We start from the raw sequence: 25,043 nt of genomic DNA on the forward strand, positions 1-25,043 counted from the left end.
GACGATGCGGCGGATGCACGTTTTCCCCCGTACATCCGCCACCTCCCGGCGGGACGGTGCCCTTAGACTCCTCCCGTGACATGCCGGTAGTCGTGGTCAGGGAGGAAGCTCGTCGTGAGCAGCAGGCCATCCCGAGGCGCTGCTCGCCTCGCAGCAATACTCGACGCACTTCCGGACGCGCTGTTGCTCGTCAACGCCAACGGCACGGTCGTCAACGCCAATTCGATCGCCCTCGAGGTCATGGAGAGCCCCGGCACCGGGCTCGTCGGCCGCGGGGTGCTCGACCTCCTGCCGGAGTTCGACTCCAAGCAGATCCCCGGTTCGATGCGCCGCCCCGGCGACCGCGAAGAGGGCCGCTCCCGGCCGAAACGGATGATCGCGCGCCGCACCGACGGCAGCGAGTTCCCCGTCGAGGTCACCAGCGCCCACCTCGACGGCCGTGACGCCTACCGCGAGCCCCAGCCCGCCTACACCGGCGACGAACTGCTGATGCTCGTCGTACGGGACCTCTCCGAGACCGTGGACACCGAGGCCGAGCTGGCCCGCTCCCAGCGGCAGACCGAGATGATCCTGCGCGCCGCCGCCGAGGGCGTCGTGGGCACCGACACCGACGGCCGCGTCGTCCTGGTCAATCCGGCCGCCGCGCAGATCCTCGGCTACCGCGCCACCGATCTCGGCAACCGCGAGCTGCACGGGCTGATCCAGCACTCCCGCGCCGACGGCTCGCCCTTCCCCTTCGACGAGTCCCCGCTCGCCGACACCCTGCGCAGCGGGCGCAAGCACCGGGTCCGCGGACAGGTGCTGTGGAACAAGGCCGGACAGGCCGTCGCCGTCGACCTGACCACCTCGCCCGTACGGGACGGGGAGCTGCTCGTCGGCGCCGTGATGACCTTCACCGACCGGCGCCCGTACGACGCCCTCGCGGCGCGCCACGCCCAGCTGCTGGCGGTGCTCGGCGACTCCCTGCGGGGCCCGCTGGACGAGCTGCGCGGGGAGCTGGCCACCCTGGCCGCCGACGACGCGGGACAGCTGTGGCCGGAGGCCAACCAGCTGCTGCACCATCTGGCCGCCGGCTACTCGCGGATGACCACCCTCGTGGACAACGTGCTCGGCTACCAGCGCCTGGATGCGGGCAGCGAGAAGCTCAAGAAGAAGAACGTCCTGATCAACACGGTCGTCGCGGCCGGCATCAACGGCGCGGTCGAGCTGATCGGCCCCGGCCGGGTGCAGTTCGCCGTCCACGCCCCGACCATCGAGGCCGAGGTGGACGCGCAGCGGATCGCGACCTCCCTCGCGCACCTGGTCGCGGACGTCGCCGGGGTGGACGCCACCGGCAAGACCGCCCAGGGCAGCGGGTACGGCGACTCCACGATCGTGGTGGCTGCGGCCCAGCGCGGCGATGTCGTACGGATCGAGGTGCGCGGCCCCTACGAGGGCGGCAACCCGGTGCACGAGCCGATCGTGCGGGGCGTCGTCGCCGCGCACGGCGGGGTCCTGCAGACGGTGGAGGTTCCGGGCGCGCCCGGCGGAGCTTACGTACTGGAGCTGCCGCTGGGATCGGGAGCCGGGGCGGTGACCCTGCCGGAAGCTGAGCAGGAGCCCGCGCCGGAGCCCGAGGGTGCTCCGGCGACGGTCTCCGGCGGCCGGCGGGGCCGCCGCGGGGTGGACGCCTTCCTGGAGGACGAGGCGGCCGGGGCGAAGGCTCCCGAGGCGCGCGAGGGCGGGAGCGCGCTGGCGCTGCCGTCCGGGCGGCGCCGGGCCGAGGGCGAAGCCCCCGCGCAGGCGGCCGTGTCCGGACCGGCGGAGCTGGCGCAGTCCCCGGTGAACCCGGCCGGGCTCGGTACCGGGCGCCGGCGGGGCCGTGACGGCGACGACGCCCCGCACGACCGGCCCGTGCCCCCGCAGGGCACCGCCACCCCCATGCCCGCGCTCCCGCCCGTACCCGCGGTGCCCCCGGTTCCACTGACCGAGCACCCGGCGGGCCGCCGGCGGGCGCTGGGTCCCGCCGGGGCGGCCGCCCCGCCCGCCGGACCGGTTCCGGCGGCCGGGCTCCCGGCCCCCGCCGCGCCCCGGCCCATCGCCCCCGAGGGTGGCTTCGCGCTGCCCGCCGGTCCGACTCCGGGTTCCGCTTCCGCGTCCGCGTCCGGGCCGACTCCGGGTTCCGCTTCCGCCGAGGCCGACTCCGAAGGCCCGGGCGGGCGCCGTGGCCGCCGGGTGCTCGGCGCGCCCGCGGCCCCCGAACCGCAGGACCCCCCGGCCGCTGCGGAGACCGCGCTGCCGACCGGGCGGCGGCGTGCGCTGCCGGCGACCCCCGCCTGGCCCGTTCCGGCTGCCAGGACCACCACCGAGGACGTCGAGACCCCCGGGCAGCCCTCCGTCCCCGGCGCCCGCCGGCCGGGCGACACCCCGGCGGCCGCGGCGCAGCCGATCAGCGTGCGCGCTCTGGGCACCCTGGGCCAGGGCATCTCCGTGGACCCCGCCGCCATGGGCACCGACGGTTCCGGATCCGGCCGTCGCCGCCGGCTCTCCGAACCCGCGCCCCAGGGGCGGGCCTTCGCCATAGGGGCCCCCGAGGCGGGCGCCGCCGAGGGCCCCGAGCCGCTGGACGGCCCCGGGGGAGCGGTCGAGGTGGTCAACCGGCCCGTGCCGCAGCCCGTGGACGACGAACTGCCGCCCGAGCCGCTGGACAACCCGCGCCGGCTGCTGGTGTGGCCGGCGCCGGACGCGCAGACGCAGCAGGCGCTCAGCGACCGCGGCTACCGCCCGGTGATCGTGCACTCCCGCGAGGAGGTGGACGCGCAGATCGCGGCGTTCCCCGCCGCGCTGTTCGTCGACCCGCTGACCGGGCCGATCACCCGGACCGCCCTGCAGTCCCTGCGCCAGGCCGCGGTGGCCGCCGAGGTCCCCGTACTGGTCACGGCCGGGCTGGGGCATGCCACGCGCGAGGCGGCGTACGGTGCCGATCCGGCGGTCCTGCTCAAGGCTCTCGCGCCGCGCGACAGCGAGCAGCACCCCTCCCGGGTCCTGCTGATCGAGGAGCACGACGAGATCGCCATCGCGCTGACCGCCGCACTGGAACGGCGCGGCCTCCAGGTCGCCCGGGCGGGCGCGGACACCGACGCCGTGGAGCTGGCGACCCGGATGCGGCCCAACCTGGTGGTCATGGACCTGATGCAGGTCCGGCGCCGGCGGGCCGGGATCGTGGACTGGCTGCGCGCGAACGGGCTGCTGAACCGCACCCCGCTGGTCGTCTACACGACCGCCGGGATCGGTCCGGCCGACCTGCCGCGGCTGGCCTCGGGCGAGAGCGTGCTGTTCCTCGCCGAGCGGGCCACCACGGCCGATGTGCAGGGCCGCATCGTGGACCTGCTGGCCAAGATCGGAACCAACTAGCCATCCTGGGCCCCATGGCCATCACCGACACGTCCGAGCACACCGTCCCCGCCGACAACGGGGAGGTCAACCTCCTCATCGCCCGGCAGGTGGAGCCGGGCCACGAGGAGACGTTCGAGGCCTGGGCCCACGGGATCCTGGAGACGGCCGCCGCGTTCCCGGGGCACCTCGGCTACGGGCTGTTCCGCCCGGCCGCCGAGGGCGGGCCGTGGTTCCTGGTGCACCGCTTCCGCGACCAGGCGGCCTTCCAGCGCTGGCAGGACTCCCCCGAGCGGGCCCAGTGGTTCTCGAACTGCCTGGGCCACCACCACACCGAGATAGCCCGGCGCGAACTGCACGGCATGGAGACCTGGTTCGCCAAGCCGGGTACGACCCGGCCCGCGCCGCCGCGCTGGAAGATGGCGATCAGCTCGGGGCTGGCCATCTTCCCGATCTCGCTGGCGGGCAACGCGCTGCTCGGGCCGTACCTGGTGGACCTGCACTTCGTGGTGCGGACGGCCGCCTTCGCCGTCGTCTTCAGCACCCTGATGACCTACGTGGCCATGCCCGCCGTCAGCAGGCTGCTGCGGCCATGGCTCACGCGTGGCTAGCCGAGCGTGATGACGTCCAGCTCGCCGTCGGCGTACTGCTTGCGGATCACCTTCTTGTCGAACTTGCCGACGCTGGTCTTCGGCACGGCCGCGACGGCCGTCCAGCGCTCCGGCAGCTGCCACTTGGCGATCGACCGGGCGAGGAACGCGCGCAGTCCGGCGTAGTCCACCGTGGCGCCCTCCTTGAGGACGACCGTGGCCAGCGGGCGCTCGCCCCACTTCTCGTCCGGGACGGCGACGACCGCCGCCTCGGCCACCTCGGGGTGGGCCATCAGGGCGTTCTCCAGCTCGACGCTGGAGATCCACTCTCCGCCGGACTTGATGACGTCCTTGGCCCGGTCGGTGAGGGTGAGGAAGCCGTCGGGGCTGATCACGCCGACGTCCCCGGTCTTGAGCCAGCCGTCCGCGCTGAACTTGTCCTCGGGGCGGACGGGTTCACCGTCCGCGCCGCCGTAGTAGGAGCTCGCGATCCAGTTGCCGCGGACCTCCAGCTCGCCCGCGGACTCGCCGTCCCACGCCAGGTGGTCGCCGCCGGGACCGACCAGGCGGGCCTCGACGCCCGCCGGGAAGCGGCCCTGGGTGACCCGGTACGGCCACTCCTCCTCGGCGCTCAGCCCGGCCGGCGGGTGGGCCATGGTGCCCAGCGGGGAGGTCTCCGTCATGCCCCACGCGTGGCAGAGCCGGACGCCGAGCTTGTCGTAGGCCTCCATCAGGGAGGGCGGACAGGCCGCGCCGCCGATGGTGACCTGCTTCATCGAGGTCAGGTCGCGGGGTTTGGCGGTGACCTCGGCGAGCAGCCCCTGCCAGATGGTGGGGACGGCCGCGGCGTGCGTGGGCTTCTCCCGCTCGATCATCTCGGCGAGCGGGGCGGGCTGGAGGAACCGGTCCGGCATCAGCATGTTGATACCGGTCATGAAGGTGGCGTGGGGCAGGCCCCAGGCGTTCACGTGGAACTGGGGGACGACGACCAGCGAGGTGTCCCGGTCGGTGAGGCCCATCGACTCGGTCATGTTGACCTGCATGGAGTGCAGGTAGATGGACCGGTGGGAGTAGACGACTCCCTTGGGGTCCCCGGTGGTGCCGGAGGTGTAGCACATGGCCGCGGCCCGGCGCTCGTCCAGCTCGGGCCAGTCGTAGTGCTCGGAGCGGCCTTCGAGGAGCTCCTCGTACTCGTGCACGCGTACGCCGAGGCCGTCGAGGGCGGAGCGGTCACCGACGCCGGCGACCACGACGTGCTCGACGGTGGGCAGGTGCGGCAGCAGCGGGGCCAGCAGCGGCAGCAGGGAGCCGTTGACCAGCACGACCCGGTCGACGGCGTGGTTGACGATGAAGACCAGCTGCTCGGGGGGCAGCCGCAGGTTGAGCGTGTGCAGGACCGCGCCCATGGAGGGGATCGCGAAGTACGCCTCGACGTGTTCGGCGTTGTTCCACATCAGAGTCGCTATGGCATCCGACTCCCGGACCCCGAGTTCGTCGCGCAGGGCATGTGCAAGCTGAGCAGAGCGGGCGCCGATCTCCGCGAAGCTGCGCCGGTGTGGCTCGGCCTCGCCCGTCCAGGTCGTGACCTGGGACTTTCCATGAATCGTCGACCCGTGGGTCAGGATCCGTGAGATCAGGAGCGGGACATCCTGCATCGTGCTAAGCACCGGGGCGCCTCCCAGTCTGCGCGTCATTACGCGACGGTAAGTTCCTGGTGATTCTGCTTCCGTACTGGGTGGTATGTCACTACCCGGCGCCGACCAATTCCAGGATCCGGCCGTTGCGCTCGCCCCTCCGGACCGCGCGAGCGCCCTGTTGTCCGGTCGATGTTTCACGTGAAACATCGACCACCGCTCAACGCACCGGGGTGAGTTCCGGGTCCTCGCGCAGCTTGACCAGGGCCCGGGAGACAGCGCTCTTGACCGTGCCGACCGAGACCCCGAGCAGTTCGGCGGTCTGCACCTCGCTCATGTCCTCGTAGTAGCGCAGGACGACCATGGCCCGCTGCCGGTCGGGCAGCCGGGTCACCGCGCGCCACATCGCGTCCCGCAGCGCCTGTGCCTCCGCCGGGTCGGCGCCCGGCGGCGCCTCGCTCTCCGGGAGCTCGTCGCAGATGAACTCGTCGACCTTGCGCTTGCGCCACTGCGAGGTGCGGGTGTTGACGAGGGCCCGCCGGACATAGCCGTCCAGGGCCCGGTGGTCCTCGATGCGGTCCCAGGCGACGTAGGTCTTGGCGAGGGCCGTCTGGAGCAGGTCCTCGGCATCGCAGGGGTTGGCGGTGAGGGAGCGCGCGGTGCGCAGCAGGACCGTGCCGCGGGTCCGTACGTACGCCGAGAACGACGGATACGGCGTCGGATTCGAGGCGAGCGTGCACACAGGCGTGGTCATGGCTCCACGCTAGAAGCGGCGGGCGCCCCTGGGATCGGCCGCAGGTGCCGAAGCCGGATCCGTCTCAGGTTGTAGGACGGGGCCGCCTCCCACCTACTGAAGGTGGAGGGCCCGGCCCTCGACCAGGACCCGGGTCAGACCCCGGCGCCCAGGATCAGGCCGGAGGTCGGGACGCCGGTACCGGCGGTGACCAGGACGTGCTCCGCCCCCGGGAGCTGGTTGACGGAGGTGCCGCGCAGCTGGCGGACGGCTTCGGCGATGCCGTTCATGCCGTGCAGGTACGCCTCCCCGAGCTGGCCCCCGTGGGTGTTGAGCGGGAGGGCGCCGGCCGCCGTGAAGTCGGCGGCCTCGCCGGGGCCGCAGAAGCCGAACGCCTCCAGCTGCATGAGCACGAAGGGGGTGAAGTGGTCGTAGAGGATGCCCACGTCGATGTCCGAGGGGCGCAGCCCGCTGGTCCGCCACAGCTGGCGGGCGACCACGTCCATCTCCGGGAGGCCGGTCAGGTCGTCGCGGTAGAAGGAGGTCATCGCCTCCTGGCGGCGGCCGGCGCCCTGGGCGGCCGCGGTGATCACGGCGGGCCGCCGGCGCAGGTCCCGGGCGCGCTCGGCCGTGGTGACGACGAGGGCCTGGCCGCCGTCGGTCTCCTGGCAGCAGTCCAGCAGCCGCAGCGGCTCCACGATCCAGCGCGAGGCGGCGTGGTCGGCGAGGGTGATGGGCTTGCCGTGGAAGTACGCGGCGGGGTTGTTCGCGGCGTACCTGCGGCCGGTGACCGCGACGTGGCCGAAGGCCTCGGGGGTCAGGCCGTAGGTGTGCAGGTAGCGCTGGGCGGCCATGGCCACCCAGGACGCGGGGGTGAGCAGGCCCCAGGGCAGCGACCAGCCGAGGGCGGCGCCCTCCGCCGAGGGTTCGCGCTGCTGTACGCCGGAGCCGAAGCGGCGGCCGGAGCGCTCGTTGAAGGCGCGGTAGCAGACCACGACCTCGGCCACCCCGGTGGCGACGGCGAGGGCGGCCTGCTGGACGGTGGCGCAGGCGGCTCCGCCGCCGTAGTGGACGCGGGAGAAGAAGGACAGCTCCCCGATGCCTGCGGCCTGGGCCACGGTGATCTCGGGGCTGGTGTCCATCGTGAAGGTGACCAGGCCGTCGACGTCGGCGGGTCTGAGCCCGGCGTCGTCCAGGGCGGCGTGCACCGCCTCGACGGCGAGCTTGAGCTCGCTGCGGCCGGAGTCCTTGGAGAACTCGGTCGCGCCGATGCCGGCGATGGCGGCGCGACCGCCGAGCTCGTCGCGGGTGCGGACGCTCATGCCCCGGCCCCCAGGGTGACGGTCACGGTGCCCGTGACGTGGTGGCCGATGCGGTTGGCGCCGACGACGCGGATCTCGGCGGTGTCCCCGTCGAGGGCGGTGACGGTGCCGGTGAGGGTCATCGTGTCGCCGGGGTAGTTGGGGGCGCCGAGGCGGATGGCGACCTTGCGCAGCACGGCGTGCGGTCCGAGGTGGTCGGTGACGTAGCGGCCGACCAGGCCGTTGGTGGTCAGGATGTTCATGAAGATGTCCGGGGAGCCCTTCTCGCGGGCGAGCTCCGCGTCGTGGTGCACGTCCTGGTAGTCGCGGGAGGCGATCGCCCCCGCCACGATCAGCGTGCGGGTGACCGGGATCTCCAGCGGCGGCAGCGCCTCGCCGACGTTCATGCGTCCTCCCCCTCGGATATGAGCGCGCCCAGCTCGGACAGCAGCTCGCCGCCGCAGCCCAGGTAGGCGTCCAGCTGGCGCCCCCACAGGAAGTGCCGGTGGACCGGGTGGTCCAGGTCGGCGCCCATGCCGCCGTGCAGGTGCTGGCCCGCGTGGACGACCCGCTTGCCCGCCTCCGAGGCCCACCAGGCCGCCGTGAGCGCGTGATCGCCGGCCGGGAGGCCCTCGTCGATGCGCCAGGCCGCCTCGTACGCGGTGACCCGGATCGCCTCGGTGTCCATGTACGCGTCGGCCGCGCGGAGCATGACGCCCTGATTGGTGGACAGCGGCCGGCCGAACTGCTCGCGGGTGGAGGTGTACTCCACGGCGCGCGCCAGCGATCCCGCGCAGACCCCCGCCTGGAGTCCGGCGAAGGCGGTGCGGGCGGCGGCGAGCACCTGGTCGTGGGCCTCCCGGCCGCCGAGCCGCTCCGCCCGCACGCCGGCCAGGGTGAGGCGCCCCGCCGACCAGGGCGCGGTCGTCTCCACCGGCCGCACGCCGGCTCCGGGCGCGTCCGTCCGTACGAGCCACAGGGCCCGGTCGGTGTCGGGGACCAGCACGTGCGTGGCGTCGCGCAGCCAGGGCACGACGGGCGCGGTGCCGCTGAGGCGGCCGTCGGGGGTGGCGGTGAAGCGCCCGCGCTCCGGGAAGGCGCCGGTGGCCACGGCCTCGCCGGAGCCGAGGGCGGGCAGCAGGCGGGCGCGCTGCTCGGGGCTGCCGTGCGCGGCCACCGGCAGGACGCCGTACGCGCACGTGGCGGCGTACGGGACCTGCGCGGTGGTGCGGCCCTGTTCCTCCAGCAGCAGGACCAGGCCGAGGAGGCCGACCTCCTCGACGGCGGCGGTCAGTCCGGCGGAGGTGAGGGCCTTCCACAGTTCGGTGTCGCTGCCGGTGCCGGCGGTGGCGAGGCGTTCGTGGGTGGCCAGGTCGCGGAAGATGCTCGCGGCCAGACCGGCCGCGGCGGCCTGCTCCTCGGTGGGGTGGAAGTCCATGTCAGCCCGCCTCTCCTCGGAAGACGGGGAGTTCGAGCGTGTCGTCGACGCGCAGGAACTCCAGCTGGACGGGCAGGCCGATGCGCACCTTGTCGTACGGGACGCCGGTGATGTTGCTGGTCATGCGAACGCCCTCGGCCAGCTCGACCAGGGCCACCGCGTACGGAGGGTCGAAGGCCGGGAAGGGCGGGTGGTGCATGACGACGTACGAGAAGACCGTGCCGGCGCCGCTCGCCTCGACGGTGTCCCAGTCGGGGGAGGAGCAGGCGTTGCAGCCGGGGAGCCAGGGAAAGCGCAGGGTGGCGCAGGCGGTGCAGCGCTGGATCAGCAGCTTGTGGTCGCGGACCCCGTCCCAGAAGCCCTGGTTGTCGCGGTTGATCACGGGACGCGGGCGGAGCGGGGCGGCCGGTCTGGGTCCGCGCGGGGCCGCCGGGGCGTACTTGAGGATGCGGAAGCGGTGGGTGCCGGCGGGCGCTCCGTTCGCGCGGACGTCCATCCGGGTGGTCACGAAGTGCCCGGTGCCCAGCTTGGTCGTCTTGCGCGGCGAGACCGACTCGATCACGGCGTCGAAGGTCACCGTGTCCCCCGGGCGCAGCGGGCGCAGGTACTCCTGCTCGCAGTCGGTGGCGACCACGGAGGTGCAGCCCGCGCCGTCGAGGAGCGCGAGGAGCTCGTCGTAGGCGGAGGAGCGGTCGGTGTGGCCGGAGAGGCCGCCCATCGTCCAGGCCTGGAGCATGGTGGGCGGGGCGATGGCGTCCGGTCCGGTGTAGGCGGGGCTGGTGTCGCCCATCGCCTCGCACCAGTGGCGGATCATCGGCTCGTTGACCGCGTCCTTGGCCCGGCCCGCGGTGGCGGCGGGCCGCCCCTCGAAGGCCTTGAGCCGCTCGTGGAACCGGTCCGCTTCCGTGCCCGTCGCCGTCGCCGTATCCGTCTGCGTCTGCGTCTGCGTCTGCGTCTGCGTCTCCCCGGCGGTCATCGCTTCCTCCCCTTCATTCCGAGCCGCATCATGGCGACGATCTCCCGCTGGACCTCGCTGACGCCGCCGCCGAAGGTGTTGATCTGGGCAGCCCGGTTCATCCGCTCCAGCTCGCCGCCCGCGAAGGCCTCCGGGCCGCGTACGAGGGCCTCCTCGCCCACCACCTCCTGGCAGATCCGGTACACCTCGACGGTGGACTCGGTGCCGAGGAACTTCACTCCGCTGGCGTCGCCCGGGGCCAGGGTGCCCGCGCCCACGTCCTGGACGAGGCGCCAGTTGAGGAGGCGTACGGCGGCCAGCCGGGCGTGCGCCTCGGCGAGCCGGGACCGCACCCAGGGGCGGTCCGCCGGGCGCTCGCCGGTCGCGGGGTCGGGGGTGCGGGCATGGGAGAGCGCGCACTCGTAGAAGTCCTCGGCCTGCATGCCGATGGCGGCGAGCGCGACGCGTTCGTGGTTGAGCTGGTTGGTGATCAGGCCCCAGCCGCCGTGTTCGGGGCCGACGAGATTGCCGCCGGGGACGCGGATGGCGTCGTAGTACGTCGCCGTGGTGGTGAGACCGCCGACGGTTTCGATGGGGGTCCAGGCGAAGCCGGGGCTGTCGGTGGGCACCAGGATGATCGAGATGCCCCGGTGTTTGGGGGCCTGCGGGTCGGTGCGGCAGGCCAGCCAGATCCAGTCGGCGTTCTGGGCGTTGGAAGTGAAGATCTTCTGCCCGTCGATCACCCAGTCCCCGCCCTCGCGGACGGCCCGGGTGCGCAGCGAGGCCAGGTCGGTGCCGGCTTCTGGTTCGGAGTAGCCGATGGCGAAGACGATCTCGCCCCGGAGGATCCGGGGCAGGAACCAGTCCTTCTGCTCCTGGGTCCCGTACTTCATGAGGGTGGGGCCGACGGTGTTGAGGGTGACCATGGAGACGGGGGCGCCGGCCCGGTAGGCCTCGTCGAAGAACACGAACTGCTCGTCGGGGCCGCGGCCCTGGCCGCCGTACTCGACGGGCCAGCCGAGGCCCAGCAGTCCGTCGGCGCCGATGCGGCGCAGCAGTGCGCGCTGGGCGGCCGGCTCCCCGGGCACCCCGTCGGGCAGCAGGTCGCGGAAGTACGCACGCAGTTCGGCGCGCAGTCGCGCCTGGCCTTCGGACGGGGCGAGGTGCACGGCGCTGGCCTCCCGGCATCACATCGGACGAGTGATCTGACTGTCCGTCAGATTCCCCGTGGATGTCAAGGTCGGGAGCGCGGCGGCGGGAACACGCGGGAGGGCGCCCGCACTACCGGACCCCAGCCGGTCCGGTCGTACGGGCGCCCTCAGCGGTCAAGCGGCCCAGCGGGCGTCGCCTACCACCAGGGGAAGAAGTTCACCGCGACGTTCGAGTTGCCCTGCTGGACGGCCGTGTTCGCGGAGCCGTTGACCTGCGCGGTGTTGTTCTGGTTCGACGCTCCGGAGCCGGTGGCCACCTGCTGCGAGGTGGAGGAGTTGCCGTGGTTGTTGCCGCCCACACCGCTGCCGACGATGCCGGCGACGCTCGCATTCGATCCGTCGTTCGCGAACGAGCCGTTGTCGGCCGAGGCGACGCCGCCCAAGAGGGCGACGGCGAGGGGGAGCGAGGCGACGGCGGCGATGACGCGGGCGGTACGGATGCTTGCCATGTCTGAGTTCCTCCAGGAAACCGAAGTCGGGTGTACTCCAAGGCAGTTGGCCGACCGCCTCGGACGTTCGTGCTGCTGACGACGTCGCGAGTCCAGAGTTGCCCACCGAATCCCCGGCGAACCACCCCGCAGCCTGCTATTCCCCCGCAAGCATGACCAACCCCGGATAAACCCCGTTCGCGCCCCGCCAGCCCCACGCGGCGCACCCGTACCCCGGCGAAGCCGCCCCGCTCAAGGGGCGAACCGTTTCGCCATACCGGGGTGCCCCGGACATGCCGAAACGGGCCGCGCCGTCCGGGAACCCCGCCGTCTCCCGGGCCTGCGGCCCTGCCGTACCAAGCTTCACGCCCCCCGCACGCCCCCGGCACCCGCCGGTGCGACCCCCTGTGCCCCACTCCCGGGGACACTGCGCGGCGCGCCTGCGCCGCGTTCTGCCGCTGCTGCCGTCGCTGCCGTTGCTGCGTTCCCGCTTGTTCGCGCCGTTCCCGCTCCGGCTAGGCGGCGAGGCCGAGCCGGCCCTGGTCCGCGTCGGGGGCGAGGGCGGCGGCGGTGGTCGAGCGCCGGACGGACGGGGCCTTGCCGTGGGCCTCCGCACGGATCCGCTGCTTGATGGTCGGCGGGAGCGAACCGCCCCGCATCACCGCCCGCCACGTCCGGCGCGCCACCACGGCCGGCCGGCGCACCGCGGGAACCACGGGAGCGGCGAGCTTCGCACCGGCGGCGACCGGGGCCGCCTTCCCACCGAGGCCGAGGGCCGCCAGGAGCGCCACGAGGGCGGCGAGGACGGTGGTCCAGATCGACGTGATGCTGCGGTGGGTCATGACGAGCCCCTCATTTCGCGATGTTCCGACGGGCGGATCTGCATACATTCGTCATGATGTGGCCGCAACCGCACCGCCCCCACCACCCGCGCCGATCTTCCGACAAACACCACTCGAAAGGCCCCAAGGGCTCCCGGCGCGGCAGGAAAGGAAGGCGGAGGCGGAGGCGGGCGGTACGACGAAGGGGCGCCCCTGGTGAGGGACGCCCCTTCCGGTCAGCGCGGGCGCTGACGTGGTGCGGTGGGTGTGGGATTTGAACCCACGGTGACATCGCTGCCACGACGGTTTTCAAGACCGTTCCCTTAGGCCGCTCGGGCAACCCACCTGGCCGGTACAGAGTACCGGGATGTGGGGGTGGGTGGGGCTGGTGTTTCGGGCCCGGGGAGGTGGGGGAGGGCGGTCGGCGGGGTCAGGAGGTCTGGGCCTTGTCGTAGGCCGCCTTGGCCTCGTTGCCGAAGTAGGGGCCGAACATCGTGTTCGGGAGGAAGGTGTAGCCGAAGCTGTTCACCGAGACCTGGGTGCCCAGGCCCGTGGACTCGTTGAAGTCCTGGAACCAGGGGCCGCCGCTGGAGCCGCCCGTCATGTTGCAGGCCATGCTGTGGTCCTTGGTCAGCAGGAAGTCCTTGCCCGTGTTGGCGCTGCAGTAGACGAGCTTGGTGCCGTCGTAGGGCGCGGCCGCGGGGAAGCCGAAGGAGTACATCCTCTTGTTGTAGCCGCCGTTGAACTGGAGGCCCTGGGCGCCGACGACCTGGCTGAGCTTCTGGCCGTTCAGCGGGGCGACGACCGCGAGGCCGACGTCCATGTTCATGTCCTCGGAGGCCGCCCACTGGTCGGTGGCGAAGGTCTTGGTCGCCGGCCACTGGCCGTACGGGGCGTTGCCGTTGTCGTACGCCGGGACGAAGATCCAGTCGGTGTGCCAGGCGCCCTGGTACTTCACGCAGTGGCCGGCCGTGATGACCGTGCTGCCGTTCTGGCTGGTGATCGAGTCGCCCGAGCAGGAGGCCGTACGGCCCTGGAAGGTGAAGAACACCCGGCCCGAGGTCTTCACCACCGCCCCGCCGCCCGTCCAGGCGCCGCCGGCCTGCGGGAACGCGGTGGGGGAGGTAGGGGGAACCAGGGTGGGGCGGTCCGCTGCCGAGGGCGCGCTACGGGCTCCCGTGGGGGCCGCCGTCACATCGAGCGGGGTGGCCTGGCGCATCCGCTCGGCGGTCCAGAAGCCGGGGGTCTGCTGCGGCCGGAACGAGGCGGGCGACTCGGCCGCCGCCGAGGGCGAGGCCGCCGTCAGGGCCCCCGCGAGCAGGGCGCCCGCGGCCAGGAGGACGGACGCCGCCGTGCGATGACGATTCACGCAGGACTCCTTCTGCCGTGCCCGTGCCGGAAGGCCCCGGGCAGGGTGGGGGTGAAGAGCTGTCGGTGCGGATCGGCTGTTCGGCTTGCGGGGGCAGAGTCGCACGAGGGCCCCGAGATGTCAGGGGGCAGTCCGGACGTTCGGTCGGTTCCGGCCAGGAAATGGCCAACTCCCCATGTGTCCAACCGTCATGAGGTCAGGAGGACCCCCGCGTACGAGACTCCGGCCACCATCACCCAGGCCCCGAGCCCCAGCGCCGCGGCCCGCCCCCCGGTCCTGGCCAGCGTCGGCAGGTGCACCGCGCTCCCCAGCCCGAACAACGCCGCTGCCAGCAGGGCCTCCTGAGCCGTGTGCGCCCACTCCAGCGCCACGCCGGGCAGCAGCCCCGTGGCCCGCAGCGCGGCCGCCGCCAGGAACCCGGCGACGAACAGCGGCACCGGAGCCGGCCGCCGCCCCGAGGAGGTGCGCACCCCGCGCCGCCGGGCCCGCATCGAGAAGGCCACGGCGGCCACCAGCGGGGCCAGCAGGGCCACCCGCATCAGCTTGACCAGCACCGCCTCGCCGAGCGCTCCGGGGCCGGCGGTCTGGGCCGTCGCCACCACCTGGCCGACATCGTGGACGCTCGCCCCCACCCACCGGCCGAAGGAGGGATCAGAGAGCCCCAACGGCCCTTGCAGCAACGGGAGTACCGCGATGGCCAGCGTCCCGCACAGGGTGACCAGCGCCACCGAGGCGGCGACGTCCTCCTCGTCACTGCCGGACACCTCGCTCACCGCGCCGATGGCCGAGGCCCCGCAGATCGAGTACCCGGTGGCGATCAACAGGGGCTGGTCTCCCGGGAGTCCGAGGCGGCGGCCCAGCCAGACCGTGCCGAAGAAGGTGGCCGCGACCACCCCGGTCACCATCGCCACCGTCGCCCAGCCCAGCCGGAGCACCTGGTCCAGGCCCAGGCCGAGGCCCAGCAGGACGATGCCGATCCGCATCAGCCGCCGGCCGGCCAGGGACAGGCCCGGGCGGGCCGGTCCGCGTACGACCGTGCGTAGACCGGGAAGGTGGGCCACCGCGATCCCGAGGACCACCGAGGCGGTCAGCATCGGCACGGCGGGGACCAGCAGGTGCACGCACCAGGCCACGAGGGCTCCGGCCGCGGCGGCCGCCAACCCGGGCCACGGAGTGGATGTTTCACGTGAAACATGCCGGACCGCCTCGCTCTGGGGGCGGTGGAGGAGGGCCATCAGTCGACGGGAAGCGTGTAGACGCGACGTATGCTCGTGCCCAGCCGGGAGACGTCAGCCCCGTACACGTGCAGGGATATCGCCTTCGTGCCGCAGGAGTTGCGCACCTTGTGGATGTCTCCCGGCGGGGCGAAGCCGCAGACGTCACCCTGGCCGTTGACCACGTCCTCGGTGGCCACCAGCCGCGCGACACCGGCGCCCGGCGAGAGCCGGTAGCGGCGCTCGCTCTCCTCGCCCTGGTGGACCCCGGCCACGCACCACGACACGTGGTCGTGGATACAGGTCTCCTGGCCGGGCAGCCAGACCAGGGCCACCACCGAGAAGCTGCCGTCGGGCTCGGCGTGCAGGACGTGCTGCCGGTACCGCTCCGGGTCCCCCTCCTGCTGGGCGGCGGTCAGCAGGTCGGGCGCGCCCAGGTGCGGGGCGAGCCGCTCGCCGACCAGGTAGGCGGTCAGGTCGGGGGCCAGGCCCCGGTCCACGACGCTGCGGATCTCACTGACGAGGGCGGCCATCCTCGTGGTCGTACGGGCCGGCGTGGTGGTGGTCATGGAAGCAGCGTCCGTCGGCGCATCCATCACGTCCAACGACAGTTATGACCTGAAATCCCAAGCACTGCTTATGGATCGAGTCCTGCTGGAGCAGCCGGGTCAGCAGCCGATCCGGTTCGACGCCACCCGCTTCAGCTCGTCCAGCACCACCGCCGTCGCCGGGATCCGCAGATGGTCGCGGTAGACGTACGCGGCGATGTGCCGACGGGCCGCGGGCTCCAGCACCCGCCCGCAGACCCGGCTGAGGGAGAGCGAGGGCAGCACCAGGGCGGGCATCATCGCCACGCCCAGACCCTGCCCGACCAGGCTCTGCACCACCAGGTTGTCGTCGGTGGCGAAGCGGATGTCGGGGACGAAGCCCAGCTCCGCGCACTCGTGCAGCAGGTTCGCCCGGCAACGCGGGCAGCCCGCGATCCACCGCTCCTCGGCGAGGTCGGCGAGGTGCACGGCCCGGCGCCGGGCCAGCGGGTGGCCGGTCGGCAGCAGCACCGTCAGCTGGTCCTCCAGCAGCCTGACCTCGGCGACCTCCTCCGGGATCTCCTCGTGCAGGCCCGGGTAGGTGAAGGCGAGGGTGATGTCGCACTCGCCGCGCTGGAGCCGGCGCAGGGACTCGGGGGGCTCCCCTTCCAGCAGCTCGACCTGGACACCGGGGTGGTTCTTGGCGAGTCCGCTGAGGGCTTCCGGGACGAGGGTGACATTGGCGCTGGGGAAACCGCAGACCCGTACCCGCCCGGTGCGCAGCCGTGTGTACGCCTTCAGCTGGGCCTCGGCGGCGGAGAGGCTGCCGAGGATGGACTCGGCGTGCCTAGCCAGGGACTCACCGGCCTCGGTGAGCTTCATCCGGCGGCCCACTCTGGTGAACAGCGGGGTGCCGACAGCGCGTTCGAGCGCCTTCATCTGCTGGGTGATCGCGGGCTGGGTGTAGCCCAGGACGCGAGCGGCCGCCGAGTACGAGCCCGCAGCGACCACTTCGTGGAATGTCCGTATGTGCCGTGAATCGAACACCAGCGAAGCATAAGCAGATATTGGGAGGGGCCGTAGGCGGAATCCCGCCCACGGCCCCTCCCATCAAGCCACTGTCGAGTGGTCGTCCGAGTGCCGAACGCCTACTTGTCGCCGAACTACTTGTCGCCGACGCGCGAGCCGAGCGTGATGTCGACCGAGTTCGGCTTGCCGCCGCGCAGGTAGGTCAGCTTCACCGTGTCGCCCGGCTTGTGCGTCCAGATCAGGCTGATCAGCGTCGGGCCGCTGTCGACCGGCTTGCCGCCGAACTCGGTGATGATGTCGCCGGGCTTGAGGCCCGCCTTGCCGGCCGGGCCGTTGGGGTCGACCAGCTCGTTGGCGGGCGCGCCCTGCTCGGAGATCTTGGCGCCGTCCGTCTTGGCCTGGAGGTCCACGGAGACCGAGATCACCGGGTAGACCGGCTTGCCCGTCTTGATCAGCGATTCCGCGACGTTCTTGGCCTGGTTGATCGGGATGGCGAAGCCGAGGCCGATGGAGCCGGCCTGGCCGCCGCCGAAGCCGCCGTTGCCGGCGGACTGGATCGCCGAGTTGATGCCGATGACCGCGCCGCGGCCGTCGAGGAGCGGGCCGCCGGAGTTGCCCGGGTTGATCGAGGCGTCCGTCTGCAGGGCGCTCATGTACGAGTTCTTGCCGCCGGAGCCGTCGCCGGAGGCCACCGGGCGGTTCTTGGCGCTGACGATGCCGGTGGTGACGGTGTTGGACAGGCCGAAGGGGGCGCCGATCGCGATGGTCGGGTCGCCGACCGCGACCTTGTCGGAGTCGCCGAGCGGCAGCGGCTTGAGGCCCGTGGGCGGGTTCTTCAGCTTGAGCACGGCCACGTCGTACCCCTGGGCGCGGCCGACCACCTCGGCCTCGTACTTCTTGCCGTCGGAGAAGGTCGCCGAGAGCTTGCCGCCGTTCGCGGCGGAGGCCACCACATGGTTGTTGGTGAGGATGTGGCCCTGCTGGTCGTAGACGAAGCCGGTGCCGGTGCCGCCCTCGCCATCCCCGGCCGAGGCCTCGATGGTGACGACGCTGGGCAGGGCGGTCGCGGCGAGGCCCGCGACGGAGCCCGCGTCGCGCTTGAGGTCCTTGGGGGTGTTGCCCGCGCTGATGGTGGTCGAGCCGAAGCCGCCGCCGTTGTTCCGTTCGGCCGCCCAGTAGCCGACGCCGCCGCCGACGCCGCCCGCGAGCAGGGCCGCCACCAGGACGGCCGCGACCAGGCCGCCCTTGCCCTTCGGCTTGGACGGCGGGGTGCCGTCGGTGGCGAGCGGGACGCCCCAGACACCGCCGCCGTGGCCGCCGGTCGCGCCGTACGCGGGGACCGCGGGCGGCGGCGGGGGCCAGGCTTCGGCGCCGTACGCCGCCTGCGCGGGGGCCGGGGCCGGGGCCTGCCCGTAGCCGTAGGCCGGGGGCGCGGCCGGCGGGGCGGCCGGGGTGGGCGGGAGCTGCTGGGTCTGCTCGGCACCCGGCACGGGAGCCGGTGCCGGCGCGGGGGCCACCTGGGCGGCGGGCCCGGCCGGGGCGACGGGCGCGGGCCCCTGGTCCGCGGGGGCCACCGGGGCGGGCGCGGCCGGAACCTGAGCCGGGTCGGGGGCGGAGGCGGCCGGCGCAGGGGGTGCGGACGGGGCCGCGGGGGGCGTCGGGGCCGCGGTGCCCTCGTTCTCGGTGCTCACAGCGCTCTCTCCTCGTCACACACGGCTTACGGCTTACACGGCTGCACAGGACTGGACATCTCAGGCGAAACCGGCCCGACACCCACCTGGCATCGGTCCGACTGAACGTTCGACGTGCCGTACAAGTTCCAGGGCAAAGCCTTTCCCATGACCCGTCAGGGCACTGTAAGCCGGACCTGTGCGTCTCCCTCCATCCTTTATATCCGACATATCGAACGCACCCCCAGGAGTCACCCCGACGCATGAGGCCTCCTCGGTGGCACCATGACCGGGTGACCCACGCAACGCCGCGCCCCATCCAGGTCGTCGCCCACCGCGGCGCCTCGGAGGACGCCCCCGAGCACACGCTGGCCGCCTACCGGAAGGCCATCGAGGACGGCGCCGACGCCCTCGAGTGCGACATCCGGCTGACCGCCGACGGCCACCTGGTCCTGGTCCACGACCGCCGCGTGAACCGCACCTCGAACGGCCGCGGCGCCGTCTCCGCCCTGGAGCTGGCCGACCTCGCCGCCCTCGACTTCGGCTCCTGGAAGGACCGCGAGGAGTCCCCCGACTGGGACGCGGACCCCGAGCGCACCTCCGTACTCACCCTGGAACGGCTGCTGGAGCTGGTGTCCGACGCGCCCCGGCCCGTCCAGCTCGCGATCGAGACGAAACACCCCACCCGCTGGGCCGGACAGGTGGAGGAGCGCCTCCTCTTCCTCCTCAAGCGCTTCGGGCTGGACTCCCCGCCCGCCGGCGGCCCGCACCCGGTCCGGATCATGAGCTTCTCCGCCCGCTCGCTGCACCGGGTCCGGGCGGCCGCGCCGACGGTGCCGACCGTGTACCTGATGCAGTTCGTCTCGCCCCGGATGCGCGACGGGCGGCTGCCCGCCGGGGTACGGATCGCCGGCCCGGCGATGCGGATCGTGCGCAGCCACCCCGGCTTCATCCGCAAGCTCCAGGCCGCGGGGCACTCCGTACACGTATGGACCGTGAACGATCCGGAAGATGTTCAGCTATGCGCTGATCTGGGTGTAGAAGCGATCATCACGAACAGGCCACGTCAGGTTCTGTCACAACTCGGGCGCTGACGTCCCCTTTTGCCCACCCGTCACACGAACCCCGCGCGTGACAGGGAGTGCACCGGCGCATCCGCTCCGCATCCGACGGTCACGAATGCGTCATGACGGTGCCAGAGGGCCTCGTCATGGCGGTTTCCGGTCCAGGCCATTGGGGCATCCAGACCATGGCGTGGGGCTAAGGAGGTTCCGGGGGTGGCGTTGGTGATGGCACAGGAAGTGCCCACGTCGTCGTGCATGGACATACGCCATGGTCCTGCGGGCGTGGGCGAGGCGAGACACCGGATGCGCGAACAACTGCGCATGAGCGGCCTGTCCGAATCGGTCGTAGACGATGCCGTACTGATCCTTTCCGAACTGCTCAGCAACGCCTGCCGGCACGGCCGGCCGCTGGGCCAGCGGGAGGTCGGGGACGGGGAGATACGCGCCGCCTGGCGCGTCGACACCGCGGGGCGGCTGACGGTCGAGGTCACGGACGGCGGCGGCCCCACCCGCCCGATCCCGGCCACGCCTTCGGTCACCGCGCACGGCGGCCGGGGGCTGAACATCATCAGCGCCCTGGCCCAGGACTGGGGTGTCCGGGACGGAGCGGCGGGTGAGGTCACCGTGTGGGTGATCGTCGCCCGGGGGCCCCGGCACGAGGATTTCGCTACGCGCGTCACTGCCCCGGCGATGGACTTCGCATCGGCCTTCGACGACCTGGATCCGTGAACCGGATCCGGCCGGCATTACCCCGCAGTACCCCGCAGTTTCAGCACCCGCAGTACCGGTCATCCGCACGGGCGGCCGTCCGGGAGCGCACGCCGACCGTGCTCCCGGCCGCACCCCACCGGTTCCGGCGGTACGAACGGCTAGGCTCGCGCCCAGAGACACCGCCGTACCGCCGCAACCGGGAGACACCCACGATGGCCAAGAAGCGCCCCGCCGCGAAGACCGCGAAGCCGCAGCTCAACAACGGGGAGATCCCGGTGGTGGGCGCGCGCGAGCCCTGCCCCTGCGGATCCGGGCGCCGCTACAAGGCCTGCCACGGCGCAGCCGCCTCGCACGCCGTCACCGAGCACGTGCAGCGCCCGTTCGAGGGACTGCCGGGCGAGTGCGACTGGGTCGCGCTGCGCGAGCTGGTCCCCGCGGCCACCATCCCGCTGACCCTCAAGGGCGGCCTGCCCGAGGGCGTTCCGTCCGTCACGCTGGTGACCGTACTGCCCATGGCCTGGCCCGCCCTGCGGCGCGAGGACGGCTCGGTCCTGCTCGGCCTCCAGAACGACTCGACCTCCGGGGACCTGGCCCGCGACATGGCCGACACCCTGGAGCGCGCGCTCGTCGCCGAGCCCGGCACCCCGGTACCGGCCCGCCGGGTGCCGGCCGAGGGTCCCCGACTTCAGGATCTCCTGGACCTGGACGGCGTTTTCGAGCCGGTTGTGCACACCGGCTTCGAATTCTGGATTCCGGAGGCGGAAAGCGCCCAGAACGCCTCCCCGGAGATCGCCGCCTCGCTGGAGCGCGCCAACGCCGCCGCCATCCCGACCGTCAAGCTGACGGGCGTGGACGCGGCCTACTGGTGCGAGACCCCGGACAAGAACCACCTGCGCTGGGTCATGCCGCAGCCCGAGGAGAAGCTCCTCGACGCCCTCGCGCGCCTGCACGCGGCGGGCACGTCCTCCCTCGGCGAGGGCACGAAGCTCGTCGGTTCCTTCCGCGCCCACGGCCTGATGGTTCCCGTCTGGGACCTGCCCACCGGGGTCTCCGCGGAGGACGTGGAGAAGCCCGCCGCCGAGCTCGCGGAGCGGCTGGCCGCGGCCCTGGCCACGGACGCCCCGCTGACCACCGAGGAGCGCCGGGCGCGCGGCGGTCTCACCAACCGCCAGGTGACGCTCAGCTGACGCACGGACACGTACGGGTCCGGTGACTGGGGTCACAACTCCCGCTAATCGCCTGCAAATCGATGTCTGAATATCAGAGATCGAATTTGCGAACAGGCGATCTCTTGTTACCGTTCTTGTAGCCCGGTCGCTGGTGCATCCCCCGTCGCCAGCGACCGGGCCCTTGTCTTTCCGGTGGCGCTCAACCGTCGCCCGGTGCCGGTGAGTTGCTCCCGGACCGAAGCAGCAGTCGCCCTTCATCATCCGGAACTGCAAACTCCGCTACGGCCGAGTAGTCATCCGGTGCCCCCGCCGAATCACCCCGGGGCGTCTCGCACAGCCCCGGCTCGTCCCCCGCGCCCACCGCGCAGCGGATCTGCACCGTCCGCCCGGCGGGCCCCATCACGGTCAGTACGGCGTCCAGCGCGCGCCCGCTCGTGTTGCGGTAGTAACTGCGGCCCCAGGTCTGCCCCGCGCTCTCCAGGACGCAGGTCTGCGCCTCCAGGCCCTGGGGGGCGGAGAGTTCGGGTCCGCAGCGGGAATCGGTGCGGGGCTGTTCGGCCGGACCGGGGCGCTCGGGGCCGGCGGCGGGCCGCGCCGCATCCGGCGTACGGGAGGAGTGGGAAAGGCCGAGCGAGGAGAGCAACCCCCCGCCTTTTCCGTCACCCTGACCGGCGAAATCCGGCCCGGCGATCGCTCCGGCCAGGGGAAGCGACAAGATGATCAGCACACCGGCGCCGATACCGATCAGGCGGAGATTCATTCGCCGAAGATAGCGACGCGGGAAAGGGGCGCGGAGATCCCCGCGCCCAATTCCCTTGGAAACTCGTCGCGCTGGCACCCGTACGAGTGATGCGACGGCCGCCCGGCCGGCGGGTGGCCGGGCCCCGGGACGGTCAGTACGCGAGCCGGCTGCCGCCGCCGGGCGCACCGCTGCTCGCCTCGACGAGCGCGTCCACGACCGCCTCGACCTCCGGCAGCCACAGCCCCTCGGGGCCGGGCTCCGGCTCCCGCTCCCAGCGGACCTGTCCGCCGCCGCTGGCCGCGGAGGGCGGCAGCAACAGGTAGCCGCCCTCGCCGTGGAAGCGCAGCGAGGAGGGCACGTGGTCCTTCGCGTAGAGGAGTTCGCCGAGCCGCTCCAGCGAGTACGGCGCGACCAGCAGCGACCACCGGGTGGGGGTGGCGACGACCGGACCGAGCCGCATGCCCTGCGCGTCCAGCCGTACGACGGCACGCGCGGCCGCCCCGGCCGGCAGGCTCACCGCGCACGGCGCGGTCCCGCCGGTGGCCAGCAGCACCGGGGCCGCCGGCCGCCGGGCCCACCACCAGGCCACCATCCGGGCGTCGGTCGTGGCGGCGAGCAGCCCGGGGTCGAAGGGATGCGCGCCGGGCACCACGCAGTCGGGGTCGGGGCAGGCGCACCGCGCGCTGTCGGCGCCGGCCCGGCCCACGCCCGGCAGTACGGGCCACTGCCAGGCGGTGGCGCAGGTCAGCGCGCCGTCGAGAAGGGAAGCGGCCGCGCCGTCCGCGCCCGCCGCGACGGAGCGGGAGGCAGCTCGCGGGAATTTCAAGCGATCGCGGAGCCGCTGGAGACGCCTTCCGAGGATCTCGCGCATGAGCGCTCGTTCCTTTCCGTTGAACGCCGAGGGCCACATCACACCATGTAACCGGTGTTTCACCACACGTACACGTTTCGCGTCACTGTCCGCCAGAAGCAGGTTCACACGGTTCGTGCAGTTTTCTTACGGGTCCGTCAAACGTCCGGCGGGGACCCGGAGCGAGCGGTCCGGGCGACCCGCACCGGTGTCGAGACCGGCTGCCGCCGCTAAGGACGACGGCCCGCGCCGGGCGGTTCCCGGCGGCACCGGGAGGCGTCAACTGACCCCGGGCACCATCGATTACGTACCCGGAGCCCCTGGAGCGCCCGTCCAGTCGATCGCAAAAACCGTCCGCTTCCCGCTTTTTCCGGCCAAGTTTTAGCCCCGGCTGGACAGTGAGTTGCCGTCCCACGGACACCAGTATTCCCGCCTGGGCAATGCTGGACATCGATCCTTGTGTGCGTGTAGATGTGGATCCATTGATGGCGGCGCAGCACGATCTGGGGGTTTGCGATGCTATATGGCGAATCGCACCAGGTGGAAAGGCGGACGCCATGAGCGCCCCGCATCTGCCGAAAGTGGCTGGAATCGATCCAGCAGTTACAGCGTCCGCGCACACTGCGGCGCCCACGCCCGGTTCCACTCCCGCGACATCCACGTCCACGGCCACGGCCGCGCCAGGGACCGCCACCGGCTCCCCTTCCGCCCGGACCGCCCCCGCCCAGGGCGTTCCGCCCCCGGCCAGCAGCATCATCCAGGACCGGCTGGCGGGCATGGTCTCCGACCTCACCACCCTCCACGAGCTCACCGAGCGCCTCGCCCGGGCCGGTGACCTCGACTCCTCCCTCCGGGAGTTCCTGCGCGCCGGAGCCGCCCTCGTCGGCGCCCGCCGCGGACTGGTCGTCCTGGAGCCCTCCGACGGCCTCGGCCCCGCCACCACCATCGGCCTCGGCCTGGGCCGCGCGGACCTCGGGCACATCGAGACGGTGCCGCGCAGCGCCACCTCGTACGGCCGCATCCTCGACGGACTCCCCGACGCCCACGGCGGCTCCGAGGTGCTCCCCGAGCCGGGCACGGCGGCGCTCCCCGGCACCGGGGGTTACGAACCCCCCGTCGACCCCCGCCACCGGGAGGTCGCGGCACGCCTCGGCTACGCCGCCAGCTACGCGCTCCCGCTGACCGCCGACGCCACCGGCCGGCTCGGCGCCGCCGTCTGGCTGTACGACGAGCAGGCCGAGCCGAGCGAGCGTCAGCGCGACCTCGTCGGGCTGTACGTCCGGCACGCCGCCGAGCACCTGGCCCGGATGGTGGAGGTGACGCGCTCGCGCGACCGCCTGGCCACCATCTCCGAGGAACTGCTGCCCAGCCGGCTGCCCCGGATCCCGGGCGTCCAGCTCGCCGCCCTGCACCGCACCGGGCCGCACGGCGGCGGCGACTGGTACGACGCGCTGCCGCTGCCCGAGGGCGCCATGGGGCTGGCCGTCGGGTCCGTCACCGGCTCCGGTCCCAGCGCCGTCGCCGCGATGGGCCGGCTGCGGGCCTCGCTGCGCGCGTACGCCGTCATGGAGGGGGAGGACCCCGTCGCGGTCCTGTCCGACCTGGAGCTGCTGCTGCGCCTGACCGAGCCCGCGCGCGCGGCGACCGCGCTCTTCGCGTACTGCGAGCCCGCCGCCCGCAAGATCATCCTGGCCGGGGCCGGGCACACCCCGCCGCTGCTCATCGGCGAGCGCCGCACCGAGTACGTGGAGACCTCCCTCTCGGCTCCGCTGGGGATGCTGGCCTGCTGGGAGGCGCCGAGCGTGGAGATCGAGCCCGCGCCCGGAGAAACGGTGCTTCTCTACACCGACGGGCTGCTGCGGCGTACCGGCGACCCCATGGACCGGGCCTACGCCCGGCTGCACGCGGCGGCCGCGGGGGTGCCGCGGAGCGCGCGGGAGGACCCGGCGGCGATCTGCGAGCACATCCTGAAGACGGTGCTGCCCGAGGAGGGGGCCGCCGCGGCCGAGGAGTCCGAGGACGTCGTACTGCTCGCGGCCCGGTTCGACTGACAACCGCTCCCTCCCCCTCTGACACCCCAGCCCGGCCGCCCGACGGCCGCCCGCCGAGGCCTGCGCCCGGTTTGACTGATATGTCACAAGTCAAGCCGGGGGCCTTCCCTCCGCACATACGATGGATGAGGTCCGTACCCGGTCCTTGCATGTCGTAGCAGCTG

The 25,043-nt window shown here is 72.9% G+C and carries 22 protein-coding genes and 1 tRNA gene; 6 read left to right on the plus strand and 17 right to left on the minus strand.

Features of this window, described 5'->3' with window-relative positions; translation table 11 throughout:
* Positions 1–114 precede the first annotated feature (114 nt).
* On the plus strand, positions 115–3,393 hold the full coding sequence (locus OOK34_RS11535) for a PAS domain-containing protein (RefSeq protein WP_267033757.1): 3,279 nt from the start codon (positions 115–117) through the stop codon (positions 3,391–3,393).
* 14 nt (positions 3,394–3,407) lie between these two features.
* Positions 3,408–3,983 (plus strand): antibiotic biosynthesis monooxygenase, encoded by a 576-nt coding sequence (locus tag OOK34_RS11540; RefSeq protein ID WP_267033758.1) that lies wholly within the window; start codon positions 3,408–3,410, stop codon positions 3,981–3,983.
* Here OOK34_RS11540 and OOK34_RS11545 read toward each other — a convergent pair.
* The 15 genes from OOK34_RS11545 to OOK34_RS11615 all read right to left on the minus strand — a co-directional run bounded on the left by OOK34_RS11545 (position 3,980) and on the right by OOK34_RS11615 (position 18,313).
* The gene (locus OOK34_RS11545) at positions 3,980–5,629 is read right to left on the minus strand and encodes a long-chain fatty acid--CoA ligase (RefSeq protein ID WP_267033759.1); all 1,650 of its coding nucleotides are present in this window, start codon (positions 5,627–5,629) and stop codon (positions 3,980–3,982) included. The genes OOK34_RS11540 and OOK34_RS11545 overlap by 4 nt on opposite strands.
* A 187-nt stretch (positions 5,630–5,816) precedes the next feature.
* A complete protein-coding gene (locus OOK34_RS11550) occupies positions 5,817–6,350 on the minus strand; it encodes a SigE family RNA polymerase sigma factor (protein ID WP_267033760.1) in 534 nt (177 codons plus the stop codon).
* A 134-nt stretch (positions 6,351–6,484) separates the two neighbouring features.
* Positions 6,485–7,651 carry a lipid-transfer protein gene (locus OOK34_RS11555; protein ID WP_267033761.1) on the minus strand — a complete coding sequence of 389 codons (1,167 nt, stop codon included), beginning with the start codon at positions 7,649–7,651 and terminating at the stop codon, positions 6,485–6,487.
* Complete coding sequence (locus tag OOK34_RS11560) at positions 7,648–8,037, minus strand: MaoC family dehydratase (RefSeq protein WP_267033762.1); 390 nt, start codon at positions 8,035–8,037, stop codon at positions 7,648–7,650. Before OOK34_RS11560 ends, OOK34_RS11555 begins: the two co-directional genes overlap by 4 nt.
* Positions 8,034–9,068: an acyl-CoA dehydrogenase family protein gene (locus OOK34_RS11565; RefSeq protein ID WP_267033763.1), complete on the minus strand. Its 1,035-nt coding sequence runs from the start codon at positions 9,066–9,068 to the stop codon at positions 8,034–8,036. Before OOK34_RS11565 ends, OOK34_RS11560 begins: the two co-directional genes overlap by 4 nt.
* A gap of 1 nt (position 9,069) precedes the next feature.
* Positions 9,070–10,044 (minus strand): bifunctional MaoC family dehydratase N-terminal/OB-fold nucleic acid binding domain-containing protein, encoded by a 975-nt coding sequence (locus OOK34_RS11570; protein WP_267033764.1) that lies wholly within the window; start codon positions 10,042–10,044, stop codon positions 9,070–9,072.
* A complete protein-coding gene (locus tag OOK34_RS11575; protein WP_267033765.1) occupies positions 10,041–11,192 on the minus strand; it encodes an acyl-CoA dehydrogenase family protein in 1,152 nt (383 codons plus the stop codon). Before OOK34_RS11575 ends, OOK34_RS11570 begins: the two co-directional genes overlap by 4 nt.
* 179 nt (positions 11,193–11,371) lie before the next feature.
* Entirely contained in the window at positions 11,372–11,683 is a 312-nt protein-coding gene (locus OOK34_RS11580) for a hypothetical protein (protein ID WP_267033766.1), read from the minus strand.
* Positions 11,684–12,177: 494 nt separating this feature from the next.
* On the minus strand, positions 12,178–12,504 hold the full coding sequence (locus OOK34_RS11585; protein WP_267033767.1) for a DUF6344 domain-containing protein: 327 nt from the start codon (positions 12,502–12,504) through the stop codon (positions 12,178–12,180).
* 238 nt (positions 12,505–12,742) lie between these two features.
* Positions 12,743–12,829: transfer RNA gene (locus OOK34_RS11590), tRNA-Ser, on the minus strand.
* An 84-nt stretch (positions 12,830–12,913) separates the two neighbouring features.
* Positions 12,914–13,852, minus strand: coding sequence for a serine protease (locus tag OOK34_RS11595; protein WP_267033768.1), 939 nt, complete (start codon positions 13,850–13,852; stop codon positions 12,914–12,916).
* 188 nt (positions 13,853–14,040) lie between these two features.
* Positions 14,041–15,087 (minus strand): YeiH family protein, encoded by a 1,047-nt coding sequence (locus tag OOK34_RS11600; protein ID WP_267033769.1) that lies wholly within the window; start codon positions 15,085–15,087, stop codon positions 14,041–14,043.
* The gene (locus OOK34_RS11605) at positions 15,087–15,635 is read right to left on the minus strand and encodes a cysteine dioxygenase family protein (protein WP_267033770.1); all 549 of its coding nucleotides are present in this window, start codon (positions 15,633–15,635) and stop codon (positions 15,087–15,089) included. Before OOK34_RS11605 ends, OOK34_RS11600 begins: the two co-directional genes overlap by 1 nt.
* A 99-nt stretch (positions 15,636–15,734) precedes the next feature.
* On the minus strand, positions 15,735–16,640 hold the full coding sequence (locus tag OOK34_RS11610) for a LysR family transcriptional regulator (protein WP_267033771.1): 906 nt from the start codon (positions 16,638–16,640) through the stop codon (positions 15,735–15,737).
* A 116-nt stretch (positions 16,641–16,756) separates the two neighbouring features.
* Entirely contained in the window at positions 16,757–18,313 is a 1,557-nt protein-coding gene (locus OOK34_RS11615) for a S1C family serine protease (protein ID WP_267033772.1), read from the minus strand.
* A gap of 242 nt (positions 18,314–18,555) precedes the next feature.
* Between OOK34_RS11615 and OOK34_RS11620 the strand changes: the two genes are divergently transcribed.
* The 3 genes from OOK34_RS11620 to OOK34_RS11630 all read left to right on the plus strand — a co-directional run bounded on the left by OOK34_RS11620 (position 18,556) and on the right by OOK34_RS11630 (position 21,254).
* Positions 18,556–19,386: a glycerophosphodiester phosphodiesterase gene (locus OOK34_RS11620; protein WP_267033773.1), complete on the plus strand. Its 831-nt coding sequence runs from the start codon at positions 18,556–18,558 to the stop codon at positions 19,384–19,386.
* Between the two features lie 138 nt (positions 19,387–19,524).
* Positions 19,525–20,085 carry an ATP-binding protein gene (locus tag OOK34_RS11625; RefSeq protein WP_267036707.1) on the plus strand — a complete coding sequence of 187 codons (561 nt, stop codon included), beginning with the start codon at positions 19,525–19,527 and terminating at the stop codon, positions 20,083–20,085.
* Between the two features lie 194 nt (positions 20,086–20,279).
* Positions 20,280–21,254, plus strand: a complete 975-nt coding sequence (locus OOK34_RS11630; RefSeq protein ID WP_267033774.1) for a DUF5926 family protein — start codon at positions 20,280–20,282, stop codon at positions 21,252–21,254.
* Between the two features lie 181 nt (positions 21,255–21,435).
* On the opposite strand, the gene OOK34_RS11635 is transcribed toward OOK34_RS11630, so the two are convergent.
* Both OOK34_RS11635 and OOK34_RS11640 read right to left on the minus strand, forming a co-directional pair.
* Positions 21,436–21,996: a hypothetical protein gene (locus OOK34_RS11635; RefSeq protein WP_267033775.1), complete on the minus strand. Its 561-nt coding sequence runs from the start codon at positions 21,994–21,996 to the stop codon at positions 21,436–21,438.
* A 133-nt stretch (positions 21,997–22,129) separates the two neighbouring features.
* Entirely contained in the window at positions 22,130–22,849 is a 720-nt protein-coding gene (locus OOK34_RS11640; protein WP_267033776.1) for a bifunctional DNA primase/polymerase, read from the minus strand.
* A gap of 419 nt (positions 22,850–23,268) precedes the next feature.
* Between OOK34_RS11640 and OOK34_RS11645 the strand changes: the two genes are divergently transcribed.
* Positions 23,269–24,879 (plus strand): PP2C family protein-serine/threonine phosphatase, encoded by a 1,611-nt coding sequence (locus OOK34_RS11645; protein WP_267033777.1) that lies wholly within the window; start codon positions 23,269–23,271, stop codon positions 24,877–24,879.
* Positions 24,880–25,043: the final 164 nt, after the last annotated feature.

Source organism: Streptomyces sp. NBC_00091 (assembly GCF_026343185.1).
Taxonomy (GTDB): domain Bacteria; phylum Actinomycetota; class Actinomycetes; order Streptomycetales; family Streptomycetaceae; genus Streptomyces.

Coding starts and splice junctions, on each gene's coding strand:
- OOK34_RS11540 (WP_267033758.1), top strand. CDS start 3,408: ATGGCCATCACCGACACGTCCGAGCACACCGTCCCCGCCGACAACGGG.
- OOK34_RS11550 (WP_267033760.1), bottom strand. CDS start 6,350: ATGACCACGCCTGTGTGCACGCTCGCCTCGAATCCGACGCCGTATCCG.
- OOK34_RS11555 (WP_267033761.1), bottom strand. CDS start 7,651: ATGAGCGTCCGCACCCGCGACGAGCTCGGCGGTCGCGCCGCCATCGCC.
- OOK34_RS11560 (WP_267033762.1), bottom strand. CDS start 8,037: ATGAACGTCGGCGAGGCGCTGCCGCCGCTGGAGATCCCGGTCACCCGC.
- OOK34_RS11565 (WP_267033763.1), bottom strand. CDS start 9,068: ATGGACTTCCACCCCACCGAGGAGCAGGCCGCCGCGGCCGGTCTGGCC.
- OOK34_RS11570 (WP_267033764.1), bottom strand. CDS start 10,044: ATGACCGCCGGGGAGACGCAGACGCAGACGCAGACGCAGACGCAGACG.
- OOK34_RS11580 (WP_267033766.1), bottom strand. CDS start 11,683: ATGGCAAGCATCCGTACCGCCCGCGTCATCGCCGCCGTCGCCTCGCTC.
- OOK34_RS11585 (WP_267033767.1), bottom strand. CDS start 12,504: ATGACCCACCGCAGCATCACGTCGATCTGGACCACCGTCCTCGCCGCC.
- OOK34_RS11600 (WP_267033769.1), bottom strand. CDS start 15,087: ATGGCCCTCCTCCACCGCCCCCAGAGCGAGGCGGTCCGGCATGTTTCA.
- OOK34_RS11605 (WP_267033770.1), bottom strand. CDS start 15,635: ATGACCACCACCACGCCGGCCCGTACGACCACGAGGATGGCCGCCCTC.
- OOK34_RS11620 (WP_267033773.1), top strand. CDS start 18,556: ATGAGGCCTCCTCGGTGGCACCATGACCGGGTGACCCACGCAACGCCG.
- OOK34_RS11630 (WP_267033774.1), top strand. CDS start 20,280: ATGGCCAAGAAGCGCCCCGCCGCGAAGACCGCGAAGCCGCAGCTCAAC.
- OOK34_RS11635 (WP_267033775.1), bottom strand. CDS start 21,996: ATGAATCTCCGCCTGATCGGTATCGGCGCCGGTGTGCTGATCATCTTG.
- OOK34_RS11640 (WP_267033776.1), bottom strand. CDS start 22,849: ATGCGCGAGATCCTCGGAAGGCGTCTCCAGCGGCTCCGCGATCGCTTG.
- OOK34_RS11645 (WP_267033777.1), top strand. CDS start 23,269: ATGCTGGACATCGATCCTTGTGTGCGTGTAGATGTGGATCCATTGATG.